The organism is Neobacillus sp. DZ-9 (assembly GCF_059587065.1).
On the sequence record NZ_JCAIOL010000003.1, the window covers coordinates 720207 to 738271 of the forward strand.

Here is an 18065-nt window from a genome sequence, read left to right on the forward strand (position 1 = left end):
AACACACTATTCTTTCACAGCACCTGCTGCTATTCCACTAAATATATATTTCTGGAATATAAAGTAGATTACTAGAGTTGGAATCATAACTATAACCGCTGCTGCACTTAGCTTTGGAATAGAAGAAGTTCTAGGATCAGTAATACAATTAAAAAGTAATGTACTTAAAGTTCTATTCTCGACTCCTGGCATATATAAAAATGGTATATACATGTCATTTAAAACATCAACAGCTTTAAGTATGCCTAAAGTAGCTGTTGCAGGAATCACCATAGGAAAAATTATTCGCCAGTAAATTGTAAAATAAGATGCTCCATCCATCATGGCACTTTCATCGACTGAAACCGGTATCTGCTGTAAAAACTGATTATAAATGTATATTTGCATTAAATCTGCACCGGCATATATGAGTATAGGTGCTAAAAGAGTGTCGTATACACCAATATTAGTCATTAATCCAAATCTTGATATTTCAGTAACAATACCTGGTATGATTAATCCAACTAGGAATATAGCAAAATATGCTTTTTTTAACTTGAAATCAAATCTAGTTAAACAATATGCAACCATAGTGCTAAGTATAGAATTTATAACAACTGCAGCTACAACCAATATCATGGAATTTTTAAATCCAACAAACACATTTGCACTTTTAAGAACCTCTTTATAATTTTCAAAATTAAGACTGGCAGGTGGTTTAAGTGCTGATTCTGAACCAATCTGAGGTAAGCTTTTAAATGATGCAAAAACTGTAATTAGTATTGGCAAAATTACTATAGCTGATATAAATATAAATAATAGTATTTTTAGTACTCCTCCTCCACTGCCAGATCTCCTTGTAATATTAATAGTGGTTTCCTTTTTTATTTCTAAGTTAGCTTCCATATTCTCACCCCTTTAAGTTAAATAATTTTTTTTGAATAATGGAGAAAATTATTATTATTATCATCAATACAATGGCCATTGCACAGGCTAATCCAAAATTTTGATATTGAAAGGCTGTATTTATTGTTTGTACTGTAAAAGTTTCACTAGCATGATTTGGACCACCGCTAGTCATAACATAAGGAATATCAAATATCTGCAAGGCTCCTCTCACGTTCAAAAATAATACGATTTCAACAACAGGCTTTATATTTGGTAATACAATGTGATAAAACTGTTTAAAGGTGCTTGCTCCATCAATAATAGATGCTTCAATCATGTCCGTTGGAAGAGATTGAAATGCCGCTAAAAAAAGTATTATATGGATACCAGAAAATTTCCATAGAGAAACTCCAGTAAGAGAATAATTAACAATTTTCGGGTCGCTAAGCCATCCTATTTTATCCATATGAAAAAACTGCAGCATACTATTTAACACTCCATCTTGTGAGCTAAAAAGAAAGATAAACATACAGGCAACTGCAACTGTGTTAATCATATAAGGTAAAAATGTAATAGTTTTGAACATCTTACTGTGTCTCACTCTGTTGTCTAATAAAAATGCTAAAAATAATTCAATAGGTATAAAAAGTAAATGCCCCACAAAATATATACCGTTATTTTTTAGCGATACCCATACCTCCGGGGAATCAAATAATATTTTCTTGAAATTTGTTAATCCCACAAAGGTTTTTCTAAGACTCAGTCCATCCCAGCTTGTAAAGCTTAATGCTACTAGATTTATTAATGGGTAAATCATAAATAAACTTATTAATATAGTGGGAATAAATAAAAATGTAACTAGTACTAAGTTCTTCTGCATCTTTACATTATTTTTAAACATAACCCGCCTCCTAGCCTGCAAATTAAAAGAAGAATAAAGCAGCTAAAGGCACCTTATTCTTCTTAAGATTAATTATTTTTTAATTACCTCTTGCTTTTTTCCATTGTGTATTTAAATCATTCATTATAGAATCTAAACTAGTTTTTCCTGTCACCATCTGTTGACCTATACCATTAACGTCAAATTTCATGGCATTCTTTACCTTGTTGTATTTATCATCATAGAAAACAGTTACTGACTTAGCATCTACACCATCAAAGGCTTGAGCAAAGAATTGATCATTGTAACTTACATCTTTCATTGTAGGCTTTATATTAATAGTAGTAGCAAGCTGAGTATAATAATCACCAAAGAACCATTCAAGGAATTCTTTTGCTTCCTTTTGATTTTTACTAGTTTTAGGAACTCCCCAGAAGAATTCAGTCATTGCAGTAGTGTAGAATGGATCGCTGGTAGTATTCCTTGTTGGTAATAAGAAAACTCCTAAATTCTCATCCTTACCTCCATTTTGGTTATAATCACTCTTATACCAGGAGCCAGCTGCAAACATAGCTGCTTTTCCGGCTACAAACATGGCTCTTTGTTGATCCCAACCATAGCCAAGTGGATCATCTCCAAAAACCTTAGCATCATACAATTTTTGAATCTTTGTATATGCTTTGTAGAATGGCTGTCCTTTTGTAAAAGGATCATCCTTAGTAGCCATCTTGTTGTAGTATTGTCCATCTCCTGCTTCAAGCATTGGCATATATTCATTTAATGGATAATTTACCCATGAATCCTTTAAGCCCAATGCAAGTGGTGTATATTTCTTACCATCTTTTATTGTTTGACAAACCTTTATAAACTCATCCCAAGTCTTAGGTATTTCTAAATTGTATTCTTTGAAAATGTTCTTGTTGTAATAAACAAATTCATTAAATACTGCTTCTGGTAACCCTATTACATTTCCTTTAATCATAGTTTCCTTAGCATATAAATTGTTTTCAGTTGCCTTTAAATCATTTAAAGGTACCATAGTATCACCATAGAGTGAAAGATTTGCTTGTCTGATTGGGAATACATCTGGCAGCTGATTTGCTGTGCTTCTTATCTTCATTGTATTGTCATATTCGGTTTTTGCAATTTTTTCCACTTCAATAGTTACATTTGGATGCACCTTTTTATAAGCATCTGCTATCTTATTAGTTTCTGTCATATACTTATACTCGTCGTCTCCCCAAAGAGCCATTTTTAGTGTTACCTTTTTATCGCTAGCTGTTGATGTGCTGTTTGTATTTGAGCACCCTACAGCAACGGTGCTTAGTAATGTTGCTGTTACTAAAGCTAAGCTTATTTTTTTAAATAATTTCTTTTTAACCATTTTTTTTCCCCCTTCACACTTTATAGTTAAATTTTAAATATTTTTACACTTTTATTGAATGATATATATTAATGTTTTATTGATTAATATTATCCTTTTGATTTAAGGAGCATAATTAATTAAAGGTAAGCCCGAATAAAAAAATAAGCGCACCATTTCGGTACGCATCACAAATAGCCGTTTATTTGCTACATTCTGCCTGAATCTTTTTTGACCAGGGCATGTATTGATCTAAAATTTATTACTAGGTTTAGATTTTAATATATCTTTTAAGTACCTTCTCAATAAAATAGGTGGAAACTAGAGCATAAAAGCTAACGAAAAATAATCCAAAAGAAAGCTTATATATGGTAAATAATATGAGTGCTATAAGGAGTGCCACAGAGGTAGTACTTATAACTATGTGTTTATAAGCTAATATAAGTGAATTCTTAAGTATATCAATAAGCTTCATATTAACCCTTGCTATTAAAGGGAATATAAAAACACTTATAAGTAGTATTTGCAAGATAATAAATAGTTGAAAGCCCTGAAGCCATAGGTAAGTACTGCCCATTTTATTTAATTTAAATATGTTATAAATACTGAAAGATAAAATTATTGATATAACTGCTCCTATAGGTAAAGCTTGCTTAAAATTTTCTTTGTATCCCTTAATAAAGTCACTATAAATGTTATAGCTATTTTCTCTTACCTTTTTTCCATAAACATAATATAGTGCAGAAGTGGAAACTCCACTTGTCACTATTGGCAAGCTTCCTATAAACCATAATAAATTCAACATAAAGGTTTCATAAACTAATACACAAAACTTGTACAATGGTCCATCAAAGTTAAATAATCCTTTCATTATCTTTCCTCCTTTCAGTTGGAACACCTTCTCATTCTGTCATTTTTATACTGCATAGGGCTAATGCCTACAAGTTTTTTAAAGGTTCTGCTGAAATGTTCAATGTTAGGATAACCGATTTTATCACATATCTCATATATCTTCATATCAGTTTTAGCTAAAAACTCCTTGGCCTTTTCTATCCTTATATTCGTTAAATATGTGGTAAAGTTATACCCTGTTTCTTCTGTGAATATTTTACTGAAATATGCCTTACTAAAGCCTATAGATTTACTTACCATATCTAGGGTAACTCTATCACCATAATTCTTATGAATAAAATCTTTTGCCTTTTTAATTGCCGCATTCTCCCTCTGGTTTATTTTTCTTAAAGAATTAATAACTTTTGTTAGAAGCATTAGGATCCATTCCTCAATTTCTAATTTAGTATCAAATTTTCTTACTTCTCTATAAAAATCCAAATCTTCCTCAATAATAGCTTCAAGATTATCTTCATCCTTAATTATGTAGTGAATTACCATTATTACTATCTCTAAATAATAAATATAAAAGCTTTCAATTTCACTTGCTCCGGATAGTTCATTCAACTGAAAAACCCTTTTCATCTCTTCTAAACACTTTTCTTCATCTAACCTATCCAACGCTTCTAAAAGCCCATTGTCCTTACTCATTTCTCTAACTATTTGTTGAGTTATATTGTTATTCTTATTTTTCTTTATCTTATTAAACTCTTCTACATTCTCAGGATAAATATTTTTTCCCTTTCCATAAATAAATCTAAATCTAGCATTTTTCTGTGCTTCATCAATTAGTGAGCTTATCTTTGTGATATCGCTGCTAACCTCACTTATACCAATAGTTACTTCAATATTTAAGAAATTTAAAAGAGCATTTCTTATTTTATTTAAAATATCTGAAAGTTTTTCCTTTATACCGTTAACATATGAATTGTCGAAGGCTAAAATAATCCCATATTCTTCTGGAGACATTGGTAGAATTTCTCCCATATTTCCTACTTCAAACAGTTGAATAACAGCATTTGTTACAGAACTCATTAGTTCCTTAAGATCATTATCTTCATACCTTTTCTTAACCATCAAAAAACTGTCAATAAGTAGAGAACAGCAAATATAATTTTCTCCTTTTAATCTTAGTACACTATTCTCCAAATCCCTCTCAGAAAAATCTCCAGCAATTAATTTCCTAACTAGTTCATTTCTATTAACACTTTGATTTTTACTACCTTTTTTTCTTTTTTTGTCCTCTAAAGAAGCCATAACCATTTTAAGAATTTTATCCGGTTCCATTTCTGTTTTTAAAATATAATCATTTATTCCGAGCTTAAAGGCACTTCTTACAAGTGTATAATCATCATAAGCGCTTAACACTAAAAACTCAGTATTAATGCCAAGCCGTCTACTTTCCTCAATAAGCTCAATGCCATTCATAACAGGCATATTAATGTCTGTTATGACTATATCAATATCCCCTCTAGCTTTTATTATCTCTAAAGCTTTATTTCCATTAGATGCTTCTAAAACCTCATCGAAACCATAATTATTCCAATCTATCAAGGACTTTAAAGCAAGTCTTACAATAGGCTCATCTTCAACTAAAAGCATTTTATACATAATTAGCTCTCCTTTTTCATTAGAATAGGAAGTATAAGTTTTACTTTTGTGAATTTATTCTTTTCACTTTCTATTTTTATTCCATACCCTTGTCCACAATTCAGTCTGATCCTGCTTTCAATATTTTTTATTCCAATATGATTAAAGCTTGTGTTGCTTTTTTCTTTACTTGTAAAAATTCTTTCAACTTCTTCTTCTGTGATGCCTCTACCATTGTCTTCAACTTCAAAGATAAGATTTTCCTCTGACACATATCCAGTTATAATGATATTTTTTTCTCCATCAATTTCATTAATTCCATGAACGATTGCATTCTCAACTATAGGCTGTAATATCAATTTTATAATATAAAGATTTCTTACTTCTTCCTCCACCTTAACTACTAAATTGAAATCATCTCCAAACCGAACTTTCATTATTTCTGCATAATGATCAAGATATTCCAATTCTTCTCTTACAGTAATAAAGGTAGATTCACTTCTAAAGGTTGCAGATAAAAGCTTCATAAAGGAATCTGTTACCTTTCGTATGCTCTCTGCCTTTGAGATCATAGCCATTAATTTAATTACATTTAAGGTATTATAAATGAAGTGGGGATTTATTTGAGCTTGTAAGACCTTTATTTCTTCCTTAGAACGTTCTCTTTCCTTCAAATCCCTTTCTACCATAAGGTTCTTAATATCATTAATCATCTTATTATAGTTGCTTCCTAGCTCATTAATTTCTTCCAAACTAGTATTTATATTTGTGATTTCATCAAGCCTTCCATCTTTAATACCTTTCATTTTTTTTATAAGTTCTTTTATTGGCTTTAAAATATCTTTAAAGAAAGTTTTACAATATAAAATAAAAAACAAATTGAATACTACAAATATGGCAAATAGTATTTTCATAATGTTAGTTGTATCCTTTGTTAATGCTTTATCATCAATTACATTGATAACAGTCCATCCTGACTTTTCTGAGGTGTATTTTGATATATACTTTTTGTCTTTTTTATAATTAGACTTATTAAAATTATTGTCCTTATTGTTAATATCCTTAAGATATTCTACTTGAGAAACATTTTTTCCAAGCAAACTTTTATCCGGTGATATTACAATATTTCCCTTAGGATCAGCGATAATCATTTTTCCTTCAGAATCATTTGTAAATCTTGAATAGATAGAATTTAGTGACTCTGCTTTAATTTCACAATATATAAACTCAGTAGCTGAATTGTACCAACTGTATTCGGGACTAATTCCAACTAAAAAATCAATTCTATTAGCATTTACACCATCAGAGCAATTTAAATTATTTATACTAAATACTTTGTCTTTATTTTTTATACATTTCTTATATAATGAACTGTCTCTTACATCAGAATCAATTTTATATAGAGGGTCCTTATACTTAAATATCTGGCCATTCTTTGAAAAAAATGATATTGAATTTATCTCCCCTTGATAGGCAAATAAATAATCAAGCTTTGATTCTATCTTTGTGGAAATTTCAAGCTTTTTAACAGAATCCTTTTCCTCATACCAACTATTTACAAGGGGTAATAGTTCATTTTCATTTGAAACCTTTGCTACATTGAGGGATATCCGCCTTAACTCAAGCTCAATATCCATTGATAGCTGTTCCATAATTTGCTGAGTCTTTTCATTGTAGTGAGAAACCAAAACGCCTTCATAAAGCTTATTAACAACAACACAAGTGATTATAAAGGGTATAACTATAAATAAAATAAAGCTACTTATAAACTTTTTCGACATACTTCTACTCTTTATCATATAATTCCCCCTCTCATTTTAATAATAGTTAAATTGGCATATATAATAAATATAAATATGAAAGAGCATCTACGAATAAACCTATACCTATAGTGCTGATGATTAGTCCAAGCCCAACATATGACATGAAAAGAGCCAGCAAATCTAATCGCTGGCTCTTTTTAATCACGGAATCTAGCATTGAAAGAGAGAAAGTCATCCTCTTTCCTATACACTATTATTTATTTGAGATTAATTTGCACAGAATATGATTTTCCATCATCAAGAGTGATAGTTATTCTATAAGTACCTGCGGTGAAACTCTTTGTACTCATATTGAATATATACTGGTTAGTTGTTGAATCATACCTAAATGCATTTCCATTAGCTGCAGCACTGGTAGAAATAGCTTTAACATCAGTTCCAAAGCCATTATTTATGAGCTTAGCATAAGATAATGTTGCATTAGCAGTTGATACATAACTTCCTGAATAATCCTTCAAAGTAAACTTCACTGGTATTGTACTACCTGCATTGAACACACTAGTGCCATCAGCATTAATTGGCTGAAGAACTCCACTGTATTTGTATACTGCAGTCACACTAATTTTACCGTAAACAGTATTGTAATTAGTTGAATCTGTCGGTGTGAAGATTACATCAAAGCTTTGAGTACCAGCATTTGGTGCAGTAGTTGGGGCAATGAATGCAAATGTACCATCTACTGAAGCAGCACCGCCGCTAAGCTTTGAATCTTTCAATTTTTGGCCATAGGTAATATCTACTGCTGTTGGCCAAGTAGTTACACTTGGGGTAGCCTTATTTACAGTTACATTAGCTACTGCCTTTATGGCTGTACCATTTACTGTCCCATTTACTGTGAAACTTCCTACCTGTGCGTATTTTGAAGGATCAATATTATCCCAAACTACGGTAACCTCTTTAGTTGATTTATCACTATATTCTGCAGTGATCTTTGATGGAAGTACTGGTGCTGTTCCAACCACTGTTGTAACATTTATAGGATTAATACTGATAATATTCACTGGCAAAGGCTTTACTGTTATTGTAGCGGTAATTTTAGTCTGGGTACCGTTCACAAATCCATCAACGTTGAAAGTGCCTGCTGTTGAATATTGTTCCTTAGTTATAGCATTCCATTTTACAGGCAGACTAACTTGTGTTCCGTCACTAAGCTTTGTATTTACATTCTGTGGAAGCTTAGGTGCCTTACCTACTTCAGTTACTACCTCTACAGGGTCTATATTTACTATTGAAGGAGCCTCTCTGAATACATTAATTTCTGCCAAGCTCGCCCATCCATTAACACCTTCAAGTGCTGTAAGCTTTATATGGGTAGCAGCAATCTTATCGAAAGATATAACCTTCACATCTGAAGTTCTATCCCAGCTTCCAGAAGCTATCTTTGTATAGTCCTTCCCATTACTGCTTGCATATAGTTCATATTTCGTGATTTTTCCGTTGTCTCCACTTTGCCTTGGTGTTACCTCAACCTTGTTTATGTCAAATTTTCCACCAAGATCCACTGTTAATGACTGTGGAAGTGGATTTGATAAATCCCACTTTGTATGCCATATCGACCCTTCATCTCCATCTATGGCCTTTGATGCTGAGTTGTCTTCGCCCTCAGTCTCTTCGCTTGTAGCTGAAGCTTTCATACCTGACTGTGGTATCTTACTGAGATCTACAGGTGTAATATCCTCATCCTCAACTGGTGGTAATGAATCAATTTCTTCTACCACTAAGTTATCAAGAATGAAATCTGATGCTGCGCCTGTACTCTTTTTAATTCCAATCCAAGATTCACCCGACTCACTTGCCTCAAATGCTTTACTAAAGGTAGTAGGCACATCAGCAGCTATAAACTTTTTAGTTGATATTACCTCATTTCCATCACCAATTACAAAAGCATAACTACCTGCTGTCTCATTCTCATATTTGAAGGTTACTTTGTAAAATTTCCCAGGAATAAATCTTAAGTTTTGAGGTATAGTCTGCATCACCAGTCCTGTTCCTTCCTTATGTGCCTTAAGGGACCAATGACCATCTATAACGTCATCTACAGCTTTGTTATTCCAACCTTTCTGTGTATAAGGGGCATGTAGTTCTGACAAATGTGTTCGAGGATCACCCACTCCATCTGCATTACCCATTACAAATGGATACAAACCTTGGTCTATATGTTCAAAGTCCTCAGTAAAATATGCACTTGTAGGATTTGGTGCCCTTTGTGTCTTAACAACACGTACATCATCAAAGGTAACAGCACCTGAACCACTGTTTGTTTTAAGATATAGCGTTGCTGTAGTTTGTCCAACTGGTACTTCAAAGAAAACTCTCATTCTCTGCATATTGGTGTCATGTTTTGAGTCAGCACCTATATAATTTTTCGCAAAGGAAACATCAGCATAATTTGAAACCTCGGCTCCTCCGTAATCTTTAACTCCTATTGTACCAATACGTGAGCCATCCACTTGTACATTTACAGAAGCTGAATAGGTACCTGCAGTCAATCCAGTAAGTTTTTGACTTACAGTTTCAGCAGTACTATCTTTTGTCTTCAATTCATAATCTCCATTACTGTTTCTCACTACAGAAACTCCGGTTCCAGTTACTGTCCAATTATTTAATGTTCCACTTTCAAAACCTGGGTCTTTGACTAACCCGCCTTCACCAAAATTAAGGTTGGTTACTGGAGTTGGAGCTACTTCTCCCTTGTCCACTACATAGGGTGTATTAGCCTCTGCTGTAATTGTAATTTGATTATTTGTTACTGCTAAATCACCGATAGCTTGTCTTCCCTGATCTGTTAACTTATATAATTTAACTGTCTTTAGTCCTGCCCAACTATTAGGAAGTTCCCACGTGCTACTTCCTCCATCTTTGTTCCAGTGGTACAGCTTGTCTTCAGTCGTTGGACTCCAAGGAAGCAAATATTTAAGATTTCCACTAGAAGCTTTACCGTATCTATCATATGGAATATCTCCCTCAAGTATTGACTTACTGTCCTTTGTAATAACTCTTTCCCCTTTTGCGTTTGATACTGTTACGTTATTCTTAAAATTAATAGTATCATTTGTCGATTTAATTATTGGGAAATTTTGCATATACTTTGTAGGTAAATTGATTTCAAAGGTGGTTTTAATAGCACTGTTGAAATCTACTCTTCCTTGCCATCCCTCAAAATCACACATCTCTGTGCCACCTAAAAGTGGATCTCTTGCAATCCAAGTATCCTTTTGTTGGTTTCTTATGAATCTTGCAATCTGACTGTTGTAACCCTTCGTGCCTTTTCCACCGTAGTCGTAGTCTACAGCCCAATGGTTCCAAGTAGAATCATATTCCAGTACATTTGGAAACTCAGTGGCAACAGACCAACCCAGTGAGTTTACTTCCTGTGAATATCTTCTAGCATTGAAGCCTTGTTCATAAAATGCATCCGCATAAATAAAATCCAAGTTAGGAACTTCCGCCTTTAATACCTTTAAACGATTTAATCTAGCATCAGTAGTTGCTTCTACACGCATAGTAGCCTTATCAAAGTCATAGGACTCATCAAGCCAATCCCAGCCGGGCTTTAAAGGATTATTAGGATCTATAACTGCTGAAAATGCATTAGCTTCAGGATTTGAGCCAGTGGCAGATATATGAACTCCAAAGTAGCCATTGTATTTATGACCTTCATTCACTAAAGTATTCATGTCCACAGCTCCACCTTGACGTACACCAATGTGCCCACCATAATCCAAATGAGCCTGATCATGCCCTTCTCCTTGATATCCCTTAAGCTCTACCCACTGGCCTAAACCATCTGTAGCTAGGTTAACCTTCTTAGTGTTATCCAGTGTCTTCAGAAAAGGATTGGTTGCCTGACTTGCAAAATTAAATGGAATACGCATTACAACCAAATCAGGAACACGGTCTGAACCAACAGGATTATTCATAATGCTTCTAAATGCAACTGCTCCATCCTGCCAATCAACAGTGTTATCTCCGTTAGCATCTCCAGTTATAACTACTTTAACACTTGGTGGTGCTTCCGTGGTATTCATACCTTCTGCACGATAAAGCCATGAGCTGCTCCAAAGTCCAGTCTGATAGTATCCATCCTGTTTTACTGTTTGCTTCACAACTCGTTCATTATCATTATCAGATGAATAATCTGGTAATGCATTTGTCCAAATTGCTCCAGAAAGCTCACTATTGTTTAGTATGCCGTATATATAATTTTTAGCTGTTGCATCAATAGCAGGAGTTCCTGTCACTGGTACAAAAACATCGCCGCTGCCAGTTAAAGCATTAGTATACATACGTGAACCAGCAAAAGCTGCTCCATTCTGGGTACTTCTTACAGATAATAAGTTGTGGTTTGGAATTTCTATAGAATTTACCTTTGTATCTCCATTTTCTTTTATATCTGTAATATCCATACTCAGTATATTATCTTTAACCTGAAGCTTAGCTTTCATAGTTACATTTATCTCGTTAAACACAAGTGTATATTCCGCTGAGTTATTATTCTTAGTATATTGTACTTGCGGCTTATATTCCTTACCATTAATCTTTACTACATCCATGCTTGAATTAGTTCCATACATTACAGCAGAATTTTTTTCATACTTTACCACATTAGGAAATTGCTTATCTATTGTTACATTCATAGCATTAGATGAAATAACATCCGTATCAGTGATTAGCCTTACTCCTGGCTGCTCTGCTGGAGCTGGAGTGGAATATTTAAAATTATCAAATAGAAGCGTCTTGTTATCATACCATGTTCTAACTCCTATTTTTCCTGCTCCTGTAGGGAAACCTGTCAGAGATACACTTTCATCAAAGACCTGCTTCCCATCAAGCCATAAAGTAATTTTATTGCCAATAAATCTAACTTTCATTGTGTACTGCTTGTCCGGAGAAAGCTTTGGACCTGGTATACCATCCTTCCAACCATTAGGACTTTCAATGAGCCATGTTCCATCATTGTTGTTGTATCCTGCAAATGCCCATGAGCTTGGTGACGTATATCTAAATATAGCACCTACTCTAGAATCACCATTCTTTAACGTAAATTGGAATTCATAGTCACCATCTGCGAGCTGAGGTGAGTTTTGATCTACAGCTATAAGATTATTATTCATTCCTCTTATCATTTTCATTTGATTATTTTCTACCGCTAGTGTTGAAGCAGTACCAACAACAGCTTGCCAACCTCCAATACTTCCATCATCGAAATTTTGTACATATGGATTTTCCCAATCATACTGATTGAGCTGCTCGGCATTGGCAGCATATGCTGTAGACAAAAAAGGAAGATTAAAAGCAAATACTTGTGTAACCAAGAGTAATGATAAAAATAAACTAATAGTTTTTTTATAAACTTTTAAATTTCTCCTTTTCTTCATACACTTTCCCCCTCTCTTATTAATAATTTCAGGCAACCCCTTGCACCTCCCTAAATACTCAAAATATGTGTTATGTTGCAAATTTCCAGCTAATTTAATATTATTTCAAACTAAGTTAATACTTAATGATATATTTTAACTGAATTTTGACTTATCTTTGTTTTTTGATAGTAAGAAAAAGGAACGACAACGGAAAAAGAGGATATTACCAGTGGTGTTTACCTCGGAAGAGCATTTACCAGTTTTACACAAAAAAGGGCCCTAAGCTTAAGCTTTAGGTACCCACATCTTTTTTGCTTTAAATAAGGTTATCTTCTCCAGTCTTCCCTAATCATACTCCTTGACTTTCCACTCTTTTATAATCATGGCGAAACCGCATAGTAAAGTACGTAAGAGAACATAGCATGAACATCGCTATAAAGAGAACAAGGACTTCTGCATTTTTCCACATCATTCCAATATCCACATTGGAAATAACATCTTTAAATCCGCGAACCGAATAGGTCATTGGCAAAAATGCATTGAAATGCTGCAGGAATGTTGGAGTTAATTCAAGCGGGAATGTCCCGGCACTTGTTGTTAATTGCAAAATCAACAGTATGATTGCCACAAAACGCCCCGGATCCCCTAATGCAGTAACCAGAAACTGAATGAGTGTAATAAAAGTCAAACTTGTCAGGATTGTAAACAAGATAAATCTTGGCGTACTTTGAACGTGCAATCCTAATCCATTAAGCACAATAAAATCCACAACCAAAGATTGGATGATTCCAATCATCGATATGATGATTAGTTTCCCAGCAAACCAGCTAAATCCACTGGCAGGTGAAACGGCTGGTTGACGCAATGGAAAGACAATCGAGATTAATAATGCACCGACAAACAATCCTAAAGAAATGAAATATGGCGCAAAACCTGTTCCATAGTTTGGAACTTTGTTAATTTTTTCATTAGATAGCTTGACAGGATCGGCCATCATATTATAGGTTTTCTTATCTGCATGCACCTTTGATGCATCTTTTGAGCCATCTGCCAATTTTCCGGCTAGTTGCTTTGAACCGTTTGAAAGATCATTCGTTCCATTTGCTAATTGTTTCGAACCATCAGCTAACTGTCCTGCTCCTGATGTCATGGCTTGAGCTCCTGATGCTAACTGTTTCGTTCCGTTTGATAAGCCTGAAGCGCCCTTTTCTAGATTCTGAGACCCGTTGGACAATTGCCCAGCTCCAGAAACAATTGCACTAGAACCGTTGGCTAACTGGGTCATACCACTTGCTAAATTGCTGCTTCCAGCCGTTAATTGATCCCCTCCGGTTTTTGCTTCTGCAAGCTTCTGCCCAAATAACTGCATTCCTGCAGTATAGTCTCCTTCTCCAGCAGCAAGTTTATCAGCACCAGCTACAAGCTGAGGACTACCGTTTGCAAGATTGGCAATTCCTTCCTTCAAAGCAACTTGACCTTGATTAACTTCGCCTAACTTTTCGGCAATGGTCGAAGCACCGCTTGAAAGCTGTCCGGCAGATTCATTTAAACTTTTTGTACCAGATGCTAAATTAGCACTTCCTGTTTCCAAATCCTGTAATCCTTTAGCCAAAGCAGCTTTTTGGTCGGCTGGGAATGCTGCGAAAGCAGGCGACTGCATCAACGTTTCCAATTGTTGTTTCAAAGCCACAATTCCTTGATTAACTTGTTCTGCACCCGTCACTGCTGCATCCGATCCTTGCTGCCATTGATCTATGCCCTTTGACAGATTTTCAGCACCTGTTTGTAGGTCAGCCGTCCCTTTCACCAACTTAGGCATTTGGCTGTTCATCGTTTGAATTCCCTCATCAGACTTTTTCAAATTATCCGCTAATTGTTTACTTCCCTCAGCTAATTGGCCCGATGCTGCCTCTAACTGATTATGACCGGTCTGTAACTGTCCAAGGCCGTTGGTTAAATTTTTCGAACCGCTGGCAATCTGACTGGCTCCGGAATTGGCTGTTTGCATGCCATTATTAAATATAATTGATTTTTGAGCAAGAGTTGCCAACCCATTGTTTAATTGATCAGAGCCTGCAGCGAGTTTTTTCGCACCGGAATCGGCTTTCTCCATGCCATTGTCAAACTCAATTGATTTTTCAGCAAGTGTGGTCAGTCCGTTTTTTAAATCCTTTGCTCCATTGTTTAGCTTAACAGTACCATCCTTTAGCTTCCCAGCACCATCACTTGCTTTTTCAATTCCGTTAGCAAGCAACTTCACTTTTGAGAACATCGTTTCAGCATATGTCTCTGTTACTTTTTGGGAAACCGCCGTTTTAATTTCTCCCGTAGCTGCTTTACCAATTTGCGAAGACAGGAAGTTGTAACCCTCATTCGGTACATAAATCAACTTCAATTTTTTCGGGTTGTGATCAAGAAGCGTTGTTGCATTTTTTGAAAAATCCTTTGGAATCTCAATCAGCATATAATATTTTTCATCTTTAAGCCCCTGATAACCTTCTTTTTTTCCAACAAAATGAAATTTGAAATTCTTACCATCTTTAAGTTCTTTCACTAGATCATTACCAATCTTCAAATGATCCCCGTCAAAATTTGCCCCTGCATCGGAGTTGACAACAGCTACCGGCAATTTATCCAATTTACCATAAGGATTCCAGAATGCCCATAAGAACACTCCGGCATACATAACAGGTACAAACAACACAGCAATAATCGGGATTAATATTTTTTTATTTGTAAATATCTCCCTTAATTCTGCTTTTAGTAGAAAGTTCTTCACAAAATACGCCCCTTTGAATAAATGACCATAAACGCCATTCAGTCATTTTGATACTTAAAAATAGGAATATCCTAATTAGATAATCCATGGAAAATATTCATCTCAAAAACTCTTAAAATTTCTTCTTTTTGCAACGGATTATGGTGTTTTTCCCAATCAAAAATAAGTGAAATGTACAATTTTAGTATGATAAACGCCGTTAACTCTGGATCACAATCATTGACTTTTCCATCATTAATCGCCATTCTTATCTTTTGAGTAATATATTGAACAACTTCCTGTTCAAGTTTTTCCATACTTTCTAGAACAGCTTTCGTTCCGATTTCTTTTTCTTCTTGAATTAGTTTAATTGTCAATTGGTGCTTTAGTCGAAATTCAAGAATACGATAAAGGGAATTATGAAGATTATTGATGAAAGATAATTCCGGATTAAATGCTTTTTCCGCCTCCTCCTTTATTTCTATAATCAAGGATTTTATAATCTCATCAAGCAATTCTTCTTTACTTTCAAAAAAATTATAAATAGTACCTTTACCTACATTGGCCAGTTTTGCTACATGATCCATTGTTGTTGCCTTGTAACCAAAGATTGAAAAAGAATGTGTCGCAGCATCAATAATTTTTTGCCTTCGATCGATCAACACGTTGAACACCTCTTTATAGTGGTCAAACATAGCTTTCCTACCTTTGAGCCCACCCGTATCATACCTTTCTATTTCTTTCCATAAAAAAAACTAGATACAAAGACTCTATCAAACCAACCTTAAGCGAGTTGCTGGTGGCCATATCTTGAATAAAACCCTAAAAAACGAAATCTACTTAAGAGCAAAATATATTAGTTACCTCCTTTTTTAGCAAACATTAAAGCTGTTTGTCATCCTATACCACTTGCTCCACCGGTGATAATAGCTACTCTAGATGACATAATTCCCTCTCCTTTGCAAGTTTAATTCTTTTTGACACTCAATAATTCTTTTTACTATTAAAGCAGCCCCATTAGTTATTAAACCATATATTTGGAATTTAATGAGGTTATATATATATAGTAACAAAGATATTATATAAAATAAATTTAATAAAATTTAATTATTATTAAATTTTATTTAACTATTGATAAACTTGTATTTGTCATGGCTTTTTTCTTTCAAGAACGTAAAAAGCGACTAAGTATCTGCCTAAATAGTAAATACTTAATCGCTTAATATTATTTTTATTAAAATCTTTATTTTCAGTTTTAATCAAGGTACGTATGTATACTAATATAAAATTTTGTTAAAATAAATTTAACAAAAAAAAATAAGATTAAATATTATTTAAGGTGAAGGAAAATGAATATAATACAACTTCAATACCTCATTGATGTAGGTGAGCTAGGCTCTTTTACAGATGCTGCAAAAAAGAACGGCATGACAGTTCCTGCCATAAGTATATCGATTAGTCAGTTAGAGACCGAATTGGAGGTATCACTCTTTTCTCGTTCAAGGAAAGGTGTCGTTCCAACAACTGAAGGAAAAAAAGTCATTCAACATGCTGTTTCCATTCTAAAAACTGTCGATAAAATGAAATATGATATTTCTATATCGAAAAATATAAAACATGGCAATATAATCATTGCCACAATCCCAGGTATGGTTCAACAAGTAATAAACACTACTTTGGAATTCCGAAAGATTTATCCCTATATAAATGTTCAAATGGTGGAAGGAGATACGGCTGTGGTTCTTGATCATGTTAAGAACGGACATGCCGATATGGGATTTGTATCATTTGGTACGAATAATCATGATGAGACCTTAAACTGGGAACCAGTAATGCGAGATGAAGCAGTACTGGTGGTACCTAAAAGCTCTGCATTACAGTTTAACAATACTATTTCGAGTGACGACATAAAAAATGAAACGATTGTTTTATACAATGACCCTTATGCAAAAATAATTGCTGAAAAACTATTTTTAGATGATCTAACGAATAGAATTGCTTTAATAACTAATAATCTGGATGCTTTATTACAAATGGTTGTTCATGGGAATGCAATAACCATCGCAACAAATTATATTGTTCACTCAATGCCTTCTCATATAAGAAATAAAGTCATAACGATTTCAATCAATGAAAACACTACTCTTTCCAATTACCTCTGGAGATTAACCAGAAAAGATGCGGAGGTATCTAATATTATAGAACAATTTACGAGTAACCTTTTATCCGATTTAAAAAGGAATTAAGAAGCTAATATTCATGATTTTATCCATCCTAAGTAGACAGTGTAAAAAGCTCACTTTTCATAAGTGGGTATTACACAATATTTGAAGAGGGATAATATAAAAGATGGCTTTTTCTATATGGGGTAACTACACACATCTATCAACTTAAGATTCATTTTTATATAAAAGTTAAGGTTTTCCAAGTAATTTTTCATAACCTTTTACAGATGTCTAAAAGTACGCATACCAAATAAACCCGAATGGGTTTATATCAGGTTGTTGACAAAGGCATTCCGAACTAACCTCTT

The 18065-nt window shown here is 34.0% G+C and carries 11 protein-coding genes; 1 reads left to right on the plus strand and 10 read right to left on the minus strand.

Going from position 1 to position 18065, the window contains the following annotated elements; genetic code table 11:
- Nucleotides 1–6: 6 nt before the first annotated feature.
- From AC59HZ_RS11820 to AC59HZ_RS11865, 10 genes are all read right to left on the minus strand, one after another.
- Nucleotides 7–885, minus strand: a complete 879-nt coding sequence (locus AC59HZ_RS11820) for a carbohydrate ABC transporter permease (RefSeq protein WP_496545985.1) — start codon at nucleotides 883–885, stop codon at nucleotides 7–9.
- Between the two features lie 4 nt (nucleotides 886–889).
- Complete coding sequence (locus AC59HZ_RS11825; protein ID WP_496545986.1) at nucleotides 890–1768, minus strand: carbohydrate ABC transporter permease; 879 nt, start codon at nucleotides 1766–1768, stop codon at nucleotides 890–892.
- A gap of 79 nt (nucleotides 1769–1847) precedes the next feature.
- Nucleotides 1848–3131: an ABC transporter substrate-binding protein gene (locus AC59HZ_RS11830; RefSeq protein WP_496545987.1), complete on the minus strand. Its 1284-nt coding sequence runs from the start codon at nucleotides 3129–3131 to the stop codon at nucleotides 1848–1850.
- 250 nt (nucleotides 3132–3381) lie between these two features.
- Complete coding sequence (locus AC59HZ_RS11835; protein WP_496545988.1) at nucleotides 3382–3981, minus strand: YesL family protein; 600 nt, start codon at nucleotides 3979–3981, stop codon at nucleotides 3382–3384.
- A 14-nt stretch (nucleotides 3982–3995) separates the two neighbouring features.
- Nucleotides 3996–5612 carry a response regulator gene (locus AC59HZ_RS11840; protein WP_496545989.1) on the minus strand — a complete coding sequence of 539 codons (1617 nt, stop codon included), beginning with the start codon at nucleotides 5610–5612 and terminating at the stop codon, nucleotides 3996–3998.
- Nucleotides 5613–5614: 2 nt separating this feature from the next.
- Entirely contained in the window at nucleotides 5615–7390 is a 1776-nt protein-coding gene (locus AC59HZ_RS11845) for a cache domain-containing sensor histidine kinase (RefSeq protein ID WP_496545990.1), read from the minus strand.
- Nucleotides 7391–7418: 28 nt separating this feature from the next.
- Nucleotides 7419–7571, minus strand: a complete 153-nt coding sequence (locus AC59HZ_RS11850; protein ID WP_496545991.1) for a hypothetical protein — start codon at nucleotides 7569–7571, stop codon at nucleotides 7419–7421.
- 40 nt (nucleotides 7572–7611) lie between these two features.
- Nucleotides 7612–12792, minus strand: a complete 5181-nt coding sequence (locus AC59HZ_RS11855; protein WP_496545992.1) for an endo-alpha-N-acetylgalactosaminidase family protein — start codon at nucleotides 12790–12792, stop codon at nucleotides 7612–7614.
- Nucleotides 12793–13123: 331 nt separating this feature from the next.
- Nucleotides 13124–15553: a YhgE/Pip family protein gene (locus AC59HZ_RS11860; RefSeq protein ID WP_496545993.1), complete on the minus strand. Its 2430-nt coding sequence runs from the start codon at nucleotides 15551–15553 to the stop codon at nucleotides 13124–13126.
- Nucleotides 15554–15624: 71 nt separating this feature from the next.
- On the minus strand, nucleotides 15625–16197 hold the full coding sequence (locus AC59HZ_RS11865) for a TetR/AcrR family transcriptional regulator (RefSeq protein ID WP_496545994.1): 573 nt from the start codon (nucleotides 16195–16197) through the stop codon (nucleotides 15625–15627).
- Nucleotides 16198–16881: 684 nt separating this feature from the next.
- Here AC59HZ_RS11865 and AC59HZ_RS11870 point away from each other — a divergent pair.
- Nucleotides 16882–17778 carry a LysR family transcriptional regulator gene (locus AC59HZ_RS11870; RefSeq protein WP_496545995.1) on the plus strand — a complete coding sequence of 299 codons (897 nt, stop codon included), beginning with the start codon at nucleotides 16882–16884 and terminating at the stop codon, nucleotides 17776–17778.
- Nucleotides 17779–18065 lie beyond the last annotated feature (287 nt).